At 67.5% G+C, this 17,657-nt stretch carries 16 protein-coding genes; 5 read left to right on the plus strand and 11 right to left on the minus strand.

Annotated features, from left to right (window positions below):
* The first annotated feature begins 81 nt into the window (after positions 1-81).
* The gene (gene soxR, locus ABZ942_RS13855) at positions 82-567 is read left to right on the plus strand and encodes a redox-sensitive transcriptional activator SoxR (RefSeq protein ID WP_357381636.1); all 486 of its coding nucleotides are present in this window, start codon (positions 82-84) and stop codon (positions 565-567) included.
* Here soxR and ABZ942_RS13860 read toward each other — a convergent pair.
* From ABZ942_RS13860 to ABZ942_RS13880, 5 genes are all read right to left on the minus strand, one after another.
* The gene (locus ABZ942_RS13860) at positions 536-1,408 is read right to left on the minus strand and encodes an SDR family oxidoreductase (protein ID WP_357381638.1); all 873 of its coding nucleotides are present in this window, start codon (positions 1,406-1,408) and stop codon (positions 536-538) included. The genes soxR and ABZ942_RS13860 overlap by 32 nt on opposite strands.
* Before the next feature lie 59 nt (positions 1,409-1,467).
* Positions 1,468-2,595: a glycosyltransferase gene (locus ABZ942_RS13865; protein WP_357381640.1), complete on the minus strand. Its 1,128-nt coding sequence runs from the start codon at positions 2,593-2,595 to the stop codon at positions 1,468-1,470.
* Positions 2,596-2,761: 166 nt separating this feature from the next.
* The gene (locus tag ABZ942_RS13870; RefSeq protein WP_357381908.1) at positions 2,762-4,579 is read right to left on the minus strand and encodes an EAL domain-containing protein; all 1,818 of its coding nucleotides are present in this window, start codon (positions 4,577-4,579) and stop codon (positions 2,762-2,764) included.
* Between the two features lie 790 nt (positions 4,580-5,369).
* Positions 5,370-5,804, minus strand: coding sequence for an effector binding domain-containing protein (locus ABZ942_RS13875; RefSeq protein ID WP_357381642.1), 435 nt, complete (start codon positions 5,802-5,804; stop codon positions 5,370-5,372).
* A complete protein-coding gene (locus ABZ942_RS13880; protein ID WP_357381644.1) occupies positions 5,801-6,244 on the minus strand; it encodes a GyrI-like domain-containing protein in 444 nt (147 codons plus the stop codon). Before ABZ942_RS13880 ends, ABZ942_RS13875 begins: the two co-directional genes overlap by 4 nt.
* A gap of 209 nt (positions 6,245-6,453) precedes the next feature.
* On the opposite strand from ABZ942_RS13880, the gene ABZ942_RS13885 reads away from it, so the two are divergent.
* Together ABZ942_RS13885 and ABZ942_RS13890 are read left to right on the plus strand one after the other, a co-directional pair.
* Positions 6,454-7,179 (plus strand): uracil-DNA glycosylase, encoded by a 726-nt coding sequence (locus ABZ942_RS13885; protein ID WP_357381646.1) that lies wholly within the window; start codon positions 6,454-6,456, stop codon positions 7,177-7,179.
* Between the two features lie 140 nt (positions 7,180-7,319).
* Positions 7,320-8,573, plus strand: a complete 1,254-nt coding sequence (locus tag ABZ942_RS13890) for a cation:proton antiporter (protein ID WP_357381648.1) — start codon at positions 7,320-7,322, stop codon at positions 8,571-8,573.
* On the opposite strand, the gene ABZ942_RS13895 is transcribed toward ABZ942_RS13890, so the two are convergent.
* Both ABZ942_RS13895 and ABZ942_RS13900 read right to left on the minus strand, forming a co-directional pair.
* The gene (locus tag ABZ942_RS13895; protein ID WP_357381650.1) at positions 8,550-9,770 is read right to left on the minus strand and encodes an epoxide hydrolase; all 1,221 of its coding nucleotides are present in this window, start codon (positions 9,768-9,770) and stop codon (positions 8,550-8,552) included. The genes ABZ942_RS13890 and ABZ942_RS13895 overlap by 24 nt on opposite strands.
* The gene (locus ABZ942_RS13900) at positions 9,767-10,246 is read right to left on the minus strand and encodes a MarR family transcriptional regulator (protein ID WP_357381652.1); all 480 of its coding nucleotides are present in this window, start codon (positions 10,244-10,246) and stop codon (positions 9,767-9,769) included. The genes ABZ942_RS13895 and ABZ942_RS13900 overlap by 4 nt, the downstream gene beginning before the upstream one ends.
* Before the next feature lie 135 nt (positions 10,247-10,381).
* Here ABZ942_RS13900 and ABZ942_RS13905 point away from each other — a divergent pair, with 135 nt between their 5' ends.
* Positions 10,382-11,482: an ABC transporter permease gene (locus tag ABZ942_RS13905; RefSeq protein WP_357381653.1), complete on the plus strand. Its 1,101-nt coding sequence runs from the start codon at positions 10,382-10,384 to the stop codon at positions 11,480-11,482.
* Here ABZ942_RS13905 and ABZ942_RS13910 read toward each other — a convergent pair.
* The 3 genes from ABZ942_RS13910 to ABZ942_RS13920 all read right to left on the minus strand — a co-directional run bounded on the left by ABZ942_RS13910 (position 11,432) and on the right by ABZ942_RS13920 (position 15,132).
* Entirely contained in the window at positions 11,432-12,601 is a 1,170-nt protein-coding gene (locus ABZ942_RS13910; RefSeq protein ID WP_357381655.1) for an alpha/beta hydrolase fold domain-containing protein, read from the minus strand. The genes ABZ942_RS13905 and ABZ942_RS13910 overlap by 51 nt on opposite strands.
* Positions 12,602-12,955: 354 nt before the next feature.
* Positions 12,956-13,390 (minus strand): hypothetical protein, encoded by a 435-nt coding sequence (locus tag ABZ942_RS13915; protein WP_357381657.1) that lies wholly within the window; start codon positions 13,388-13,390, stop codon positions 12,956-12,958.
* 173 nt (positions 13,391-13,563) lie between these two features.
* Entirely contained in the window at positions 13,564-15,132 is a 1,569-nt protein-coding gene (locus tag ABZ942_RS13920) for a glycoside hydrolase family 172 protein (RefSeq protein ID WP_357381659.1), read from the minus strand.
* A 334-nt stretch (positions 15,133-15,466) separates the two neighbouring features.
* On the opposite strand from ABZ942_RS13920, the gene ABZ942_RS13925 reads away from it, so the two are divergent.
* Positions 15,467-16,786 (plus strand): FAD-binding oxidoreductase, encoded by a 1,320-nt coding sequence (locus tag ABZ942_RS13925; RefSeq protein ID WP_357381660.1) that lies wholly within the window; start codon positions 15,467-15,469, stop codon positions 16,784-16,786.
* Here ABZ942_RS13925 and ABZ942_RS13930 read toward each other — a convergent pair.
* A complete protein-coding gene (locus ABZ942_RS13930; RefSeq protein WP_357381662.1) occupies positions 16,779-17,630 on the minus strand; it encodes a GNAT family N-acetyltransferase in 852 nt (283 codons plus the stop codon). The two genes, ABZ942_RS13925 and ABZ942_RS13930, sit on opposite strands and share 8 nt — an antisense overlap.
* Between the last annotated feature and the right edge of the window lie 27 nt (positions 17,631-17,657).

Below are 17,657 nucleotides of genomic sequence, written 5' to 3' on the forward strand. Positions count from 1 at the left end.
TCGAGCCGACTTGCCGTTGGCCGATTCTTCCCCGAGCTCACCCTAACCTCAAGTATTGTTGAGGGGAATGGAGGAGCGTGCATGTCGACAGCCGATTGGCGAGCAAAGGAGCTGACCCCCGGGCAGCTTTCCGAGCGTAGCGGAGTAGCAGTTTCCGCGTTGCACTTCTACGAACGCGAGGGACTCATCAGCAGCCGCCGGACCAGCGGGAATCAACGCAGATATGCGCGAGAGACATTACGGCGGGTCGCCTTCATCCGTATCTCACAGCGGGTCGGCATCCCGCTCAGCGAAATTCGCGACGCCCTCGATCAGCTGCCGGAAGGCCGCAACCCCACGCGGCGCGACTGGGAGACGCTGTCCACCAACTGGCGCGCCGACCTCGACGACCGCATCACGCAGCTGATTCGGTTGCGCGACAACCTCACCGGCTGCATCGGCTGCGGCTGCCTGTCGCTGGGCAGCTGCAAACTCGTCAACGAACACGACCGGCTCGGCACCGAGGGGCCCGGCGCGCGCGTGCTCGACGTGCAGCTCAACTGCTCTGCGCGGCCAGCAACCGGCTGAAGCGGGCGCTGGCGCGACGCATCACGATCTCGTAGGGCAGCGCGAACTTTCGCGCCCACCAGTAGCCGAACCTGATGTCGAACGACGTATAGATCAGGAACCGGTTGCGGGTGACACCGCGCAGGATCGAGGCCGCCACATGGTCCGGCGACACGGCGTGCTTGGTGAACGACTTGGTGAGCCGCTGGATCCGCGGCGACTCCCGGTCCACGCCGACCAGCTCGACGCTGTGCACCAGCGGCGTGTCCACCGCGCCGGGTACCACCAGGTGCACCGAGATGCCGTGCTGGTCCAGGTCGAACCGCAGCACCTCGGAGACGCCGCGGATGCCGTATTTGCTGGCGCTGTAGGCCGCGTGCCAGGGCAGCGCGAGCAGCCCGGCCGCCGAGGACACGTTGACCAGCGAGCCGCCCTTGCCCGCGCGCACCATGGGCGGCACGAAGTTCTCGATCACGTGGATCGGGCCCATCAGGTTGACGTCGACCATACGCCGCCAGTGCTTGTGCTCCAGGTTCTCCACGGTGCCCCAGGCCGAGGTGCCCGCGACGTTCATCACGACGTCGAGGCTGCCGTGTTCGGCGTGCACCTTCTCGGCGAACGCGGTGACGGCGTCATAGTCGGTGATGTCGAACGCCTCGGTGATGAGCACGACGCCACCGGCACTCCGGATATCGGCCACCGTCGCGTCCAGCCCGGTTGCGTTGATATCGGTGAGTACCAGCTCAGCGCCCGCCGCGGCGGCGGCCAGCGCGGTGGATCGGCCTATTCCGCTCGCCGCGCCCGTGATCAGCACCTTCGCGTCCCGCAATGTCCTGCGGCCCGGTCGCCCATTACCTCGCACTGCGCATCCCCATCTCGAATTGCTCGAATCGGCTCACCGCAGGGTACTTGGGGTATCGCTCAGCGGCCCAGTACGGCGAGCATTCCGGCCACGGCCCGTGGCCAGGTGTATTGCTCGGCACGGCTGCGGGCCGCTTGCCTGCGCCCGACCGTCGGCAGCGCGAGCACATCGGTGACCGCCTGCGCGAACGCCGGGCCGCGATCGTCGGCGACCGCGCCACACTCCGCGGTCACGATGTCTTTCAGCGCCGAGGACCGGCTCGCCACCACCGGCGTGCCTGCCGCGAGCGCCTCCAGCGCGGCGAGCCCGAAGGTCTCGTGCGGGCCGGGCGCCAGCGAAACATCTGCGGTGGCAAGGAGTTTCGCCACCATCGCGCGTTCGGAGATGAAGCCGGTGAAGTGCACGGCGGCCAGCCCGTTGGCCAAGGTGGGCAGCGCCCGCGCTCGGCGTTCCAGCGCCTCGCGCCGCGGCCCGTCACCGGCGACGACCAGTCGAACCTCGGTGCCCGCCTTGCGCAGTGCGGCGACCGCCTCGATGCTGCGTTCCACCCGCTTCTCCACCGACAACCTGCCGCAATGCACGAGCAGCGGATGGCCCGGCGCACCGAGATCGGCGCGCAGCCTGTCATCCTGTCGGCGCGGGCTGAACAGCTCCAGATCCACCCCGAGCGGCACCAGTTCGACGTTCGGCGCGCCGATCCGCAGGAACTCCTCGCGCGCGAATTCGGTAGTGCAGACCACGATGTCGTAGTCGGCGGCGGTGCGGCCGTTGGCCACGTCGGCGCAGCGACGAGCCGCCGGACGAGGCATGAACTGGCCGAGCAGCCGGTCGAGTCGTTCGTGCGAGATCATCACGCCCGCCACGTCGCGCCGCCTGGCCCAGCGGCCGAAGCCACGCAGCGTCAGTCGGTCCGATACCTCGAGCACGTCGGGGCGCAGCCCGTTCAACACATCCGCCACCCGTCGCGGGTCGGCGGCACGGTAACCGCCGGTCCACGGAATGGCCAAGGCGGGCAGGGTTATTCGCACCACACCGGTCGGCAGTATCTCCTCGGATCGGCGCGCACCCGGCACGATGAGCACCACTTCGTGCCCGGCAGATGCATAGCCCTCGCCGAGATGATGCAGGGCAGTGCGCAACCCACCCGAACGCGGGCCGTAGAAGTTCGCAAGCTGAACTATGCGCACATCGCCGATGGTGCAGCCAGTCGGGTTACCTTCGGGACCGATGCGCCCAACGCGGCATGAACACCCGTGAAAGACCCGGCGAACCGGCTTGTCAGCGGTATTCCGGAGGCACTGAGATGGGCCGGTGCCCGCTTTCCGCAGACACCGGCGACGGCTCGGCCGATGGTCAGATTCCCGCGGTACCGCGACTGGCCCGAGGCAGGTCGAGATCCAGCGGAATGCGGCCGACCGCGAGATGGGCTTCCACCTCGTCGGCGGGCATCGGCCGGGCGATCAAAAAGCCTTGTGCCCGATAGCAACCCAGCCCGACCAGGGTGCGCGCGGCCACCGCGGTCTCGACGCCCTCGCCGACTACGCCGAGGCCGAACGAACCGGCAAGTCCGATAATGGATTTCACGATCGCGAGATCGTCCGTGCTGGCGCCGAGGCGCTGCACGAAGCCGCGGTCGATCTTCACCGCGTCCACCGGCAGCGCCTTCAGATGCGAGAGCGAGCTGTAGCCGGTGCCGAAATCGTCGATCGCGATCTGCACGCCCATTCGCTTGAGCCCGCGCAACGTGACCTGGGTGCGCGCCAGATCCTGCACCACGACATGCTCGGTGATCTCCAGGCAGATCGAGCTGCCGTCGATGCCGAACAGCCGCAGAATGTCCTCGATCCGCTCCACGAAGTCCAGGCTGACCAGCTGCACCGGCGAAACATTGATCCGCATAACCACATTCGCGGCCAGACCGCGCCTGCGCCACTCGGCGAACTGGGCGCAGGCCGACCTGATCACCCAGCGGCCGAGCTCGCCGGCCAGGTTGGTCGCCTCCGCCACGGTGACGAACGCGGCGGGCGGCAGCAGGCCCCTGGTCGGATGCAGCCAGCGGACCAGCGCCTCCAACGCGACGATCCGGCCGGTCCGCAGGTCGACCTCGGGCTGATAGTGCAGCAGCAGCGAGCCGTCGGACACCGCGCCACGCAGGTTGAGCTCCACGTCGTCCTGCAGCTCGAACTGGGCCCGCATGGCGTCGGTGAACACCGCAACGCCGTTGCCGCCGCCCGATTTCGCCGAGAGCAGCGCGTGGTCGGCCCGGCGCAGCACATCGGCGACGGTGGTCTCGCCGGGAATGCCGACGGCGACGCCGATGCTGGCCGCGCGGCTCACCGATTCGCCGCCGACGGTCACCCGGCGTCCGATGAGCTGCTGGATACGGGTGCCCTCCTCCTCGGCCGCGACCGCGTCCATCGGTTTGGCGGGCACGATGACGAACTCGTCGCCGCCGAGGCGCGCGATCATGTCGTCCGGGTCGAGGTGCTCGCGCAGCCGCGAGGACAGCGTGCGGATGAAGTTGTCGCCCGCGGTGTGCCCGAGGAAGTCGTTGAGCGCCTTGAGTCGATCCAGGTCGAGGAAGAACGCCGCCACCGGACCGGGACTGCCCGGCCGCAGTCGTTCCTCCATGTGCTCGAGCAGCGCGCGGCGGTTGGCCAGCCCGGTGAGGTCGTCGTGCAAGGCGATGTAGCGCAGCCGTTCCTCGGCGACGACCCGCGCCTGCAGCTGGGCGAACAGCGCGGCGATCGCCTTGAGCACGTTGAGCTCGCGGGTGCTCCACTCCCGATCGCCGGTCTTGATGAAACCGAGCACGCCGGTCGACTCGCCGCGCGAGAGCAGCGGCACCGCCGCGGTGGTGACGACGGGGATGCCGGAGGCCCGGCGCATCGTCTCCTGATAGTCGGCGAATTCCGGCGTGGGGCGGGCGATCATCGGCTCGGTCGCGTGCTCGAACGCACGGAACACCGGGTCGGCGCCCTCGAAGTAGACCACCTCGAGCGGATCCGGATCGGGCACCTGCGGGCGATGCGGCCACTCCGCGATCAGCAGCGATGCCCTGCGCTCGCGATCGGTGTGGCGCACGTAGCTGAAGTCGACGTCGAAGTATTCGACCAGCTGGGCCAGTACCCGCTCGGTCGCCTCGGCCATGGTCGTGGCGTCGACACCCATCAGCTCGGAGGCGACCTGGGTCACCAATGAGTCGAGCGTCCGCCGAGGCACCTTGTCTCCGATCACGCTATCCACGGGTGTCCACGCCAGGCATCGGCCGCCGTCGGCTCGGGAGCCGCCGGCTACGACCCCGGGCGGCGGCCGAATCGCTCAGGCATAGCACCAACGCCATGGTCTCATGCTCAGGTACTGAGAGCAGGTCCGAGAAACGAAGCGACGCCAGTCTATCCACGCAATCCGGGAAAATCGTGGCCGGTGCGCGGCGGAGTCGCGCTTTTCGACTGCGGTCGTCACCCATCGTCACCCCACCATTCCGGGGTCGGTATCCGACGCACGGCGCCGGTGCCGTTCGACTCGAATCGGCGAGCCTTGCAATTCATCGGCAATTGCCCAACGGGACCGATTATCCCACCGGATCGGATCGGTCGAGCGATGATCTTCCGAATCGGGGCCCGGCGGGAAATGACCTGCTACCGTCCCACCGAAGCCGCCAGCAACCCGGATCGGCGCGGCGGCGCTGCTCGCCTCGACAGCCATACTGTTCCTACTCCGTTGCTCCGCATCCTTACGCGGTCGTCGAACCGGGGCCGACATCTCCACCCGAATCCTGCTTTCCGGACGAGTTTGCCTAGGGCAGTATCCGTCATCCAGCAGGAATTGACCAGACGTCTGGTTAATCTTCCGAAAACTGGATGCGTCCTCGCAAATTCCCCCTGGTCAGAACCCGTCTTGCGGTGGAGCAAAATACCAGAGAGACCGGTCGGTTCTAGTGCAGCTAACCGTCAGCAAGCTAGACGAGGATAGAGATGAACAGCTCCACCGAATCCGGTCCCTGCCAGATCTCGATCTCTTCGCGGTAGGCCCTGGTGATCTCGGCCGAGGCCGTCGCGTCGTCGACCTGGGCCCACACGTCCTCGACCGGATCGTGGTAGTCCCCGTTCGGCGCGAAGCGGGCATAGACGCCCTTGGGCACGCGCACCAGGACATCGCCGATCGGCACCGACTCGGGCTCGCGGTACTCGAAGCAGACCACCGCGTTGTAGTTGCCCGCCGGGTCCGGCACGTACACGGTGAACATCGGCCGGTCTGCGCCCTTGCGGTCGCGCAGCCGGTCCTTGAGGAACTCGATCAGGTCGCTGTTGCTGACCTTGAAGCTCGGGCGCACCCTCGGCACCACCAGGCCGCCGTAAATCGCCTCACCACGCACTGCGATCGCGTAACTCATTTGGCGTCGACCGCCAGGTAGAGCTCGATCTTGTAGGCGTGCGGATAACACTCGAAGTCGCCGGTGTAGGTCCGCTTGATCTGGTTGTGTTCCTCGGCGTACGCGATCTGAGTCCAGAGGTCGGTCATCACCTGCGGGAAGTTACCGACCGAGGAGAACCTCGCATAGGTGCCGCGCGGCAGCCGGGCCACCAGATGGCCGCGGGTGACATCGCCGAAGGACGCGCACTCGTAGCCGACGATCTGCGTGTTGTAGGTGCCGAGCTCACCGGTGTAGTCGGTGTAGGCACTGGCGAGCGGGCCGCCGAGCTCCTGGTGCAGCACGGTCGCCCAGGCCGCCTCCAGGTCGTGATCACGCAGCTCTCCGAGCGCACGTTTAGGGCTGCGCACCGGCAACCCGGCAACCCACGTCTCGTCCCGCTCGACGATTTCAAACTGCATGGAAAGACTCTTTCGAGATGAATCCGGGGGCTGAGCCCGCATCCGGTCGGTCGGAAAGGCCATGCTATCAACACAGACCGAGTGGTCACGATCACATGTCCGCCTTGTTGCTCACATTCACGATGGTCCCGAACTGGACAAATGACCTGCGAGAGCGAAACCGTCGACCATCCCACCGGCGCGATGGCAGCACGCCTACCGTGACTCCTGTGTGCCACACCATCGCCGAACTGGACGCCGCGGTCGCCGACTGCTTCGCCTGTCCGCGACTCGTCGCCTGGCGGGAACAGGTGGCGCGGGCCAAGCGCGCGGCGTTTCGGGACGAAACCTATTGGGGGCGCCCGGTTCCCGGATACGGGCCGCACGACGCGCGATTACTGGTCGTCGGGCTGGCGCCAGCCGCGCACGGCGGCAACAGAACCGGTCGCATGTTCACCGGCGACCGCAGCGGCGACGTACTCTACGCGGCCATGCACGCGGTCGGCCTGGCCAACCAGCCGACGGCGACGCACCGCGACGACGGCCTGCGCCTGCACGGCGTTCGGGTCACCGCGCCGGTGCACTGCGCACCGCCGGACAACAAGCCGACACCGGACGAGCGCGACCGGTGCAGGCACTGGCTGGCGACCGAATTCGCTTTGCTCGCACCGACTGTCCGCGCCGTGGTGGTGCTCGGCGGGTTCGGCTGGCAGGCGCTGTTACCCGTACTGGCCGACGCGGGCTGGATCATTCCACGCCCCCGACCGAAGTTCGGGCACGGTGCGCACGTACAGCTGTCCCCCGCAGACGCGGATCGCGCACCGCTGCACCTGTTCGGCTGCTACCACGTCAGCCAGCAGAACACCTTCACCGGCCGCCTCACCCCCGCGATGGTCGAGGCCGTGCTGAGCACGGCGGCGCAGGCGGCGGGGCTCGACGTCGACCGACCCGGCTAGCCCATCAACGCTCGCTGCGGTCGGCGGCGCACGTTATCGTTGTCTGCGGGGAGTCGAGAGCCTGGCCGTGGCATTCGCGGCACGGTTTCGACGGAGGAGCAGGGCGGGTCACGGCGCGCCCATTTCGAACGGAGCGAACGTTGCCCAGTAACCAAATGGTGTTCCTGCTGGTGGATCTCGTGCTCATCGCGGTGGCGGCGCGATTGCTGGGCAGGCTGGCCCAGCGGCTCGGCCAGCCACCGGTCATCGGCGAAATCGCGGCCGGGATCATCGCGGGACCCACGATTCTCGGGGCACATTTATCCGGAATCGTCTTTCCGCAGGATGTCCGTTCCTACCTGAGCGCCTTCGCGAATGTCGGCGTGATGATCTTCATGTTCCTGGCCGGGCTGGAGATCGATCGCGGCTCGTTCAACGGCAATCGCCGTGCCGTGGCCAGTATTTCGCTCTCGGCCTACTTCGTGCCGTTCGCGCTCGGCGGCGGAGTCGCCCTTGCCGTGCTGTCGAGATACCACCAGGGCAACCGGCTGACCTTCGCCTTGTTCATCGGCTGCGCGCTCGCCGTTACCGCGTTCCCGGTGCTGGCCCGCATCCTGATCGAGCGCGACCTGATGGGCACCCGGATCGGGCAGCTCAGCATGGCCAGCGCCGCCATCGACGACATCTTGGCCTGGACCGTGCTGGCCTTCGTCATCGGCCTGGCCCGCCCCGGCGCGAGCACTCAGTGGAAACTGCTGCTCTTCGTGCCACTGGTCGCGGCGATGTGGTGGCTGGTGCGCCCCATGCTCACCCGCGCTTCCCGTTCCACGGCGGCCAACAGCAACAACACGATGATCTTCCTGGCCGTGTGCGGCGCGCTGATCTGCGGCGCGGCCACCGAGTGGATCGGCCTGCACCTGATCTTCGGCGCCTTCCTGTTCGGCGTCATCTTCCCGCGCACCCACCGGCCGGTGGTGGAAACCGGTGCGCAACTACTGAGTTCGGTCTTCCTGCCCGCCTTCTTCGTCATCGCGGGACTCCAGGTGGATCTCACCTCGCTCGACCGGGCGGGTGTCCTCGAGATGCTGGCGATCCTGGTGACCGCGCTGGCCGGAAAGCTCGGCGGCACCTATCTCGCCGCACGCGCCAACGGTATCCAGCCGCGCGAGGCGGGTGCGCTGGCGAGCCTGATGAATACCAGGGGGCTCACCGAACTCATCATCCTGAACATCGGGCTCACCACGGGACTCATTGGGGTGCAGCTGTATTCGATCCTGGTCGTGATGGCCCTGGTGACCACGGCCATGACGTCACCGTTGCTGCGACTGCTCAAAGTGACGCCCGAGCTCGGCCGCCTGCCGATCCCGGCCACGGCGCAGCCTCGGCTGGCGTCAACGCCGGAAGGTGCGGCGTAAGTCCGCGATCCAGGCCTCGGGGACTTCCCAGGGGATGAAGTGACCACCCGCCTCGTGCGCGGTGAGGTTGACGTGGTTGTACCAGCCGGCGCGGTCGCTGCCGAGCCAGCTCTGCACCCGTTGCTCGGGAGTGGTTACGCCCGGCGGGTTTTCGTGGCCGACGAAGGTGATACCGGTGGGCGCCTCGACAATGGGGACGCGGTCGTGTACGGGCGTCCACGGGTAGCGATTCGCGTTGGCGTAGTAGCGGATCGAGGTGCCGATGGCGTTGTTGACCCAGAAGATCATCGCGTGGGTGAGCAGGTCGTCCTTGGTGAAGACGGTCTCGATATCGCCGTGGTTGTCGCTCCAGGTGACCCAGCGCTGCAGGATCCAGGCGAGCAGGCCGACGGGTGAGTCGGTGAGACCGTAGGCGAGGGTGCTCGGTTCGAGCACATGGGCGGCGAGGTGGACGGCGAAGCGGTGCTCCAGTGAGCGAAACTGCTGATAGGCAGACTCGGATAGACCCGACGGAATCGGTTGTCCCCCACTGAGATCCCAGGCGCGATCGCCGTTGAAAAGAGTGAGTTTCAAGCCGGAACCGATGTGAATGCCATACAGCTCGTCCGCGTACTTGTGGCCGAGTTGGCCGGTGACGAGGGCACCGACATCACATCCGGCGGCGGCGTACTTCGGATGGCCGAGGACGTCGGTCATCAACGTGTGCCAGAGGTCGGCGACCTTCCAGAAGTTCATGTCGGGGTTCTTCGGCAGCGGCGTGGAGAACCCGAAACCGGGGAGCGAGGGAACGATGACGTCGAACGCGTCGGCCGGGTCGCCGCCGAAGGCCGCCGGGTCGGCGAGCTGGTCGATCACCTTGGACCAGTGCCAGAAGGTCCACGGCCAGCCGTGGGTGAGGATCAACGGAGTCGGATCGGGGCCGACGCCCGGCTTGCGCAGGAAGTGGATCGGCACGCCCTCGACGTTCACGCGATAGTGCGCGTAGGCGTTGATCGCGGATTCGGCTTTGCGCCAGTCGTATTCGTCGATCCAGTAGTCGACCAGCTCCTGCAGGTAGCGGCGGCCGATGCCGTAGTGCCAGTCGTCGTTGCCGACGTCGTCGGGCCACCTGGTGAGCCGGAGCCGCGCCGCGAGATCGTCCAGCACGTCGTCGGCGACGTGGATGGGCGCGGCCTGGAGTGGAAACGTCGATGTCATGAAAGTCCTTCCGGCACAGCGGCGCCCATAGACCAGCGCTCGGTGTCCATCAGCGCGGCCATGCGATCCAGCGCGGGCAGCGCCGCATTGATCGCCGCTCGCTCCTCGGGCGTCAGGGCCTCGACCAACTCGGTGAATCGACGGACCCGCTCCTGATGCCGGGTCCGCACGATCCGCGCGCCCGCCTCGGTGATCTGTACGAGCACCGCGCGACCGTCCGCGGCGTCGGGCCGACGCTCGACCAGCCCGTCGCGTTCCAGCCGACTGACGAGCTGAGTAATAGCGGGCTGGGTGATCTGCTCGGTCACCTTCAGCGCGGACACCCGCATCGGCCCCTGGCCGGCCAGCGTGTGCAGCACCGAAAGCGTCGTGAACGTGTGCTTCTCGGCACTCGGCAGCCGAATCGAACCCCGGGTGAACGCACCCATCACCCGAGCGAGGTCGTCGGCATCGAGGTCACGCGGCGGTGCTGCCATGGTCGAAATGTATCACTGATTTATTTAAATTGCTTATATAGTCTTGCGCAGCACGGTGATCCATGACAGCGGGCTCACGGGCGACAGGCCGCGCGGGTAGTGGGCATATTCACTGGTGGGACCTAGTGTGCGGGGATGCCTAACCTGCGTGGTCAGCATGAGCGACGGCGAACACGGGCCGAATGGTGGGCGATGGTGCGGGCTTCGCCGTATCTGCCCGCGACGGTGCTGGTGCTGTTGGTGACCGCGGCGGCGGGACTGTTCGCCGGGTCGTATACCTACGCGTTGGCCAACCCGACGCCGCGCCAGATTCCGATCGCCGTGATCGGGGCGGAGCAGGATGCTTCGGTTCAGCGATTCCTGACGGAGCTGCAACGCTCACTGGATGATTCGCTGACCGTTCGCCCGTATGCCAACGCCACGGCGGCGCGATCGGCGATCGAAGACCAGAAGGTCTTCGCGATCGTCACCGCGCGCCCGCCTGGTGTCGGCCTCGATATCTCGAGCGCTTCCGGTCAATCGGTGGCCCAGTTGATCACCCAGGCCGCCACGACGGCCGGTCCGGCGGTCACGGTTCCGGTCGAGGTCACCGACGTGGTGCCACTACAACGCGGCGACCCGCGCGGACTCGCGATCTTCTATATCTCGCTGGCCGCGGTGATCATCGGTTTCGTCGGCGCGACCCAATTCAGCGTGCACGCCTCGGCATTGAACCCCGTCGAGCGGATCGGTTTCACCGCCCTGTCCGCGGCGTGCGGCGGCTTTGCCATTGCGGCGGTGGCGGATTGGGTGCTCGGCGCGGTCCGCCTGCCATATCTGGAGTCGTGGGGAATTCTGTCGCTGACGATGTTCACCTCCGGCATGGTGTTCACCATGTTCAACACCCTGTTCGGGCGGTGGGCGATCCTGCCGACCTGGGGTTTGATGGTGCTGCTCGGCAATCCGTCCTCCGGTGGCGCGGTGTCCTGGCCGCTGCTGCCCTCCCTGCTCGGCCACATCGGCCGCTGGCTGCCGCCGGGCGCATCGGTGAACGCGCAGCACACCGCGGTGTATTTCCATGCGCACCAACACCTTCTACCGTTCCTCGTGCTGGCAGGCTGGGCGCTCGTGGCCTGTACGGTGTTCTGGATCTGGCGCAGCCGCCATCCCGGCGGCCGGTCTACCGACAGCGCGCACGCCGCCCGCTCACGCGACCGGGAAGTGGTCGGCGAGAAACTTGCCGAAGACCTGACGTGACAGCTGGGTGCCCCAGCTCTCCCAGGTGAAGTCATAGATGTGTTCGCCGTAAGGCACTGCGAGCAACTGGTTTTCGACGCCGACCCGGCGCAGTCGCTCGGCGAGTTCGGCCGAGCCGCGATACGGCGCGACGTGGTCCCGGTTGCCGTGCATGAGCAGCGTCGGCGGCACGTTCGGGCGGACATAGGTGACCGGCGAGGCCGCCTTGTAGCGATCAGGCACCTGGTCCGGGGTGCCGCCGGTGTAGTCCTGGAGAAAGGTGTGCATCCGCCCGGGCAGACCGGTGTCGCGCCACGCCTCGACCAGATCGGGCACCGGATAGAACGCCGCGACCGCCTTGACCGCCGTGTCGGTGACCGCGCAGCTCGGCGCCACCCGCTCGTCGGCGTAGGCCCCCATCAGCGCAAGATTGCCGCCCGCCGAACCGCCCGCGAGCATCACCCGCTCGGGATCGATGCCGTACTTCGCCGCCTGCTGCTTGACCCAGCCGACGGCGCACTTCACGTCCGCGGGCGATTGATTCCAGCGCGCCGGCGGCGTCAACCGGTAGTCGATGGCGAAGACTGCATATCCCTTGTCGTTCAACCACTTATGCCACATCGGCGCCTCCCCGCGGTCACCGTTGCGCCAGCCGCCGCCGTGCACCCACACCACCGCAGGCCGTGGCCGTTCCGACGGGCCCTCGGGCAGCTTCACGTCGAGCTTCAGGTCCTGACCGTCCACGGTGTTGTACACGGCGCTCAACGATTCGACGGGTGTGCCGGTGTTCGTGCCGCCGGACAGATAGTCGCCGATCGACAACGTGGCGTCCTGCCGGACGGCCGTGCCCCACGACGCGGCCATCGGGAAGCCCGCGGCGACCACGCCGAGCAGGCACACCAGCCCGGTCGCCGCCGCCACCCGGCGCACCCCGGCCCGGCCCTTCTTCCCGAAGGCGATCAGCGACAACACGAATCCGGCCAGCCCGAGCGGAATCAGGTACAGCCCATAGTCACTCACCACATGCGTCAGCACCACGAAGGGCGCGGGAATCCGCACCGCGATGATCACGTAAATGAACAGCACCATCAGCCCGGCGACCCCGGCCGCCGATGCCGCGACCAGCCAACGAATGACCATTCGCTCATTAACCCACGACCGTCCGCACCGGTACTCATGGCACGCCGACCGCAGGTGGTCACCGAGGCGCACTTGATATGTGCGCCCCGGTTGGCGGACGATGTCCTGATCTGCGGTATACCGGTCCGAACGGACACGGCGGCCGAGCTACCGCAGCACGCATTCTGGGACAGGTCAGCCACCGTCGTTTACAGAGCGACCCGGCGGCCGATCCCAGTTCTCCGTCCCGATTCGCACGCCCGCGCCGTACAACAACACCCTGCGCACGTTGCTCGACACCATCCACACCGACCCGACCCGGAATTACACCGTTCCCGTGTTCACCACCACCGCGCCCGCGCGCGATTAGCGTGATCAATTCGACTGTCCCCGCGACGATTTCGCGCGCCGCGTGACGACTCCCGCCCATGCGGCGATCGCGGCCGCCCAGCGCCGATTGTTGGTGAATTCGGAAATCTCGCGGCGGTTGATCAGGATGTAGATCTCGCCGACCGTGGTGGTCTGCAGGATCAGCGGCTTGCCCGCGTTCAGCAGGCCGCCCATGAATCTGCCGTAGAGCGGGGTGAATTCGCGGCGCAGCGAGACGATGGCCGCGCGCGAGAGGGTCAGATCCCCGGCGACGCTCCAGTCGGACAGCACCAGCCCGTTGTCGCCCAGTTCGATGCGGCCGCGCCGCGGGAACAACGCGCGCTGGCTGACCATGCAGGCCGCCTTGTCGGCGGCAGTGTGCTGGCGTAGTTCGTCCACGGTGGCGGCGATGTAGCTTGCACGTCGCACTACATCCGTCATCACGACAACCTCCCGGCTCAATGGCAAGCACTACCGAGAATTGTCTTGCCATCTGCGGTTTTGCACATCGCTCCGCCGACCCCCCGCTGCCTCCCCCTTCGGAACTACTTTCGGGCGCACCCCTCCCCCTCGAGGAGGACATCGGGTCGCCTGCGGTTACCCGAATACGTGGGCTACGGCTGTGTGTAGAGGAAGGCGGTGGAGCTGTAGTCGGCTTGTTCGTCGTTGACGGGGCCGTGCTCGATGCCGAATCGCAGGCTCGAACGGTAACCGACGGCATCGGCGAGCATGAGGCGGTAGGCGGTGGCGCAGTAATCCGGGCAGCGGTCGTCGGTCACCCGGACGGTGGGCTGACCGGTGAGCGGCAGGGTGTAGCGCTTGCCGTAGTCGAAGAACCAGCCACCCTCGTAGAAGTCCTCGGTGCCGGTGCCGTGCAGTTGCGGAGTGGTCGAGCCGTCGACGTAGACCTTCTCGTCGCCCTCCATGAACACCGCGTCCTTGCCCATCGCCGTGTCCACGTGGCGGCCACTCATGGCGTGGCTCACGCCGACGAACTTGCCGGTGCCGGTCACGGTGGCGAACGGCCAGTCGACGCCCGGCGTGGTCGGGCCGGAATGCGACCGCGTACTGAAATACCCGGCCTGGCCGCTGCGCAACGCCGGGCCCCACTGCGCGTCGGGCGTTGTCACCACCTCGGCGTCGATGCCGCTGATCGGGCTGCCGGTGTTGTTGCGCAACGTCACCACGGCATCGTGGGCGAACGGCATCGGCCACCACGACGAGAGCCAACCGCCCGGTTCCGCATTCGACGCGAACAGCAACGACCGCACGTCCACCGGACCCAGTCCCGCGCCGAAGAACTCGCCGACCGGCGAATCGACCATGTCGTGCCCGTCGAATCGAATCTGCAGGCGCACACCGGTGGTGTCCGTCCCGGCGGGCAGCCGCAAGCGCAATGCCGAAATACTGCCCGGCCCAGCCGCTTTGGCAATCTCTACCGCGTTCTCCGTGGGGATGTCGACGGTGCGCGTCTGCGGTCGCGCACCGAGAGCCACCGGCTTCGGATCCCGCTTACCCGCGGCCAGGAGCGTGGCCAACACGTCGAGCGCCAGATCGCCGCGGTCGAAGGTCCGCACGCCATCGGAGTTCGGGAAATGACGGAAGGTGACGTGGTAGTAATCCACCGGGTTCGACACGCTCACCCGCATCGAATTCCGATACGGCATAGGCACTTTGATATACACGCCGCCCGGCGACTGCTTGGCATTCGCCACCAGCGGGAACGCGAAGGGCGGGCCGTAGGCACCGTCGACCACCGATTGCAGCGGCTCGTCGAGGATGACCTTGCCGTCCAGTTCGATCCGGATGTTGCCGAGTGCGGTGACGTCGCCCCGATTGATGGTGAACCAGATCGAATCGATCTCGCCGGATCCATCGTCCTCGGCGACCACGCAGCGCGGCCCGTCGTGGTCGACGCAGCCGCCGGTCCAGTCCTTGTTGCCGCCGCTGCGGTCGTAACTGGAGTACTGCTGCGCCTGCACCGCGCCACTCAGATACGGCAACGCGTCCAACCGCCGATAGGTGTCCCACCCGTACACCGCCGCGGGCACGCCCGCCGTGTCCGCCAGCACGGCGGCGGGCTGCGCGACCGCCACCGCGGGCACCGTCAGCAGTGCCACGCCGAGCGCCATCGCCACCCGGACCAACAAGGCCCTTGCCCGAAATTCGCGATCGACCAGCACGCCAGACGTCTCCTTCGAGTGATGGAATGATGGTCATTCATCGGGTGGCTATCTCCCGGTATTCGGACCCGCGGCCGTCCCGGATGGGTGATTCGTCGCAGCGGCCGTGAACAGGACAGTGGGTGCACCTGGGCGTCGCCGGTCGGTGTCGTGCCACTGTTTCAAGCGGTTACGCCCTTAGGCTGACGAGATCGACACCAACTTCTCGCGCGGCACCTTCCTGCGGAGCGCACTCGGTATCGGCCTGACCGGCTGGGCGCTGGCCGGACCGTCCGGCGCTCGGGTCGCGCGCGCCGAGCCGATGCCGCTACCGAGCAGCCGCATTGCTGCGGGCGTGGATTGGAGCAAGCTCGACCAGCGCGTGCGTGGTCGCGTCTTCCTGCCCGACGACGCGGAGTACCCGACGGCGAAGCAGATCTTCAACACCCGGTTCGACGACGAAAAGCCGACCGCCGTCGTGCGCGCCGACACGGTCGACGACGTTGCCGCCGCGGTCGCCTTCGCCGCCGAGCACGAGCTGGTCATGTCGGCCCGCGCGGGTGGCCATTCCTATGTGGGCGCCTCCTCGGCGACCGGGGCGATGATCATCGACCTGCGCAAGCTGTCCGGGGTGAACTATCGCGACGGCGAAGCTGTTGTCGCACCGGGCATGACGCTCAACGCGGTGTACCGCGAGCTCGACCGGTTCGGGCAGACGATCCCGACGGGGATGTGCCCGATGGTCGGCATCGCCGGGCTCACCCTCGGCGGCGGCCTCGGGTTCGAGTCCCGCCGCTACGGACTGACCTGCGACCGGCTGACCGCCGCGTCGATGGTGCTGCCCGACGGCACGGTGACCGAGGTTTCGCCGACCTCGCGGCCGGATCTGTTCTGGGCCGTCCGCGGTGGCGGCTCCCATCTCGGAGTGGTCACCTCACTCACCTATCGCACCTGCCCCGCAACACCGAAAGATGTAGTGCAACTGGCCTTTCCGGGCGAACTCGCGGCTCAGGTGATCGCCGGATGGTCGACCTGGCTCGGCACCGCCGATCCCGCCGAGTGGGCCTGCGTCAGCGTGGACGCGGACGGGAAGGGCGGGCTGAAATGCTGGATGCAGCTGGTCTGCCCGGCCAAGGAGGGCATCAGGGCCGCGGTCGAGTTGATGACCGCCACCGCGAAACCGCTCAACGTGGAGTACCGCAGCCTGAACCACATGGACACGGTCATGTATCTCGCGGGCGGCAGCGCCACCCAGCCGCGCGCCACCTTCACCTGCGGCTCCGACGTGGTCACCGAACTCTCCGACGACGCCATCGCCGCGATCATCGAGGCGATCACCGCGCACTCCCGGGCGGGCGGCACCGGATGGGTCCAGATCAACACCCTCGACGGCGCGATCCGCGACACCCTCCCCGCCGACACCGCCTTCCCGTGGCGCGAGCATGCCGCCCTCGTGGAATGGGGCAATTACCAACAGATCCCGCATGAACAGGCGGCCGCCTGGATCGCCGAGGCGCATCACCTGATCGCGCCGTACTCCGCGGGCGCCTACGTCAATTACCTCGAATCCGGCGACCCCATGGAGCGCTACTACGCGCACAACTACCGTCTGCTCGACGCGACCCGCCGAAAGGTGGACCCGCAGAACCGAATACACACGGTGCTGGTCAGCTGAGCCGGGCCGAACGAACGAGAATCGCGCGGGCGTAAAGAAGTTGGAAGCCGAGCTGCTGGACGTTCTGCTGCGACTTCGAGCCGGGGAGGGTAGTGACCACGGCGAGGTCGCAGCCCGCGGCCGCGGCGGCAGCCAGCCGGGCCGCGAGGAGAGACGCCTGGACGCCGCGCCGACGAAACGCCGGAAGGGTTGCCGCGCCACAGAATTGGGCGACACCGTCGGCGAGGCGCAGGCTGGCACCGCCGACGGCGACACCGTCGATGCGGGCGAGCAAGCCGGAAAAGCCGGTGGCCGAGGCGATGTCGCGAATCGAATTGTCGAGAGCATCGCGGGGAAACTCCTCGTGGGATGCGACGCCCTGGGCGTCGGGCGCGGCGAAACCGTCGGCGACAACGTTCAGCCAGGTGTCGAACTCGTCGGGAGCAACGGCCGAGATCTCGACGTCGGCAGCGGAATTCGCCTGCCCGCCCTGGTCGAGTCGCAGGCCGAGCACGTTCTCGAAGCCGGTCAGCAGGTAGCCGCGCCGGGTCAGGCGTTCGACCACGGCGGGATCGGCGAGGGTCGAGACCTCGAACTGGACCGGTGCGTCGCGCTCGGCGAAGGCCGCCTCCACCGCGTCCAACGCGCTGTCGTCGAAGTCGTCGCCCACGCCGACGCCGACCACCTTGCCGAGGGGTGAGTTCGGCCCGGCCCACACGGCCGAGCCGCTGCCGATGGGTCGCACGAGCACCCGTGGCTCCCGCTGCGCGGCGGCGCGGGCGCCCTCTTCCAGCAGCGACCGTTCGACGCGCTCGATGCGGGCCGCGAGGTCCGTTCCCGCGAACAAGGTGGATTCAGGCGACATGGCTGCATTCCTACCAGGGCGAACCCG

Source organism: Nocardia sp. NPDC046473, from assembly GCF_040645995.1.
In the GTDB taxonomy this organism is placed as follows: Bacteria; Actinomycetota; Actinomycetes; order Mycobacteriales; family Mycobacteriaceae; genus Nocardia.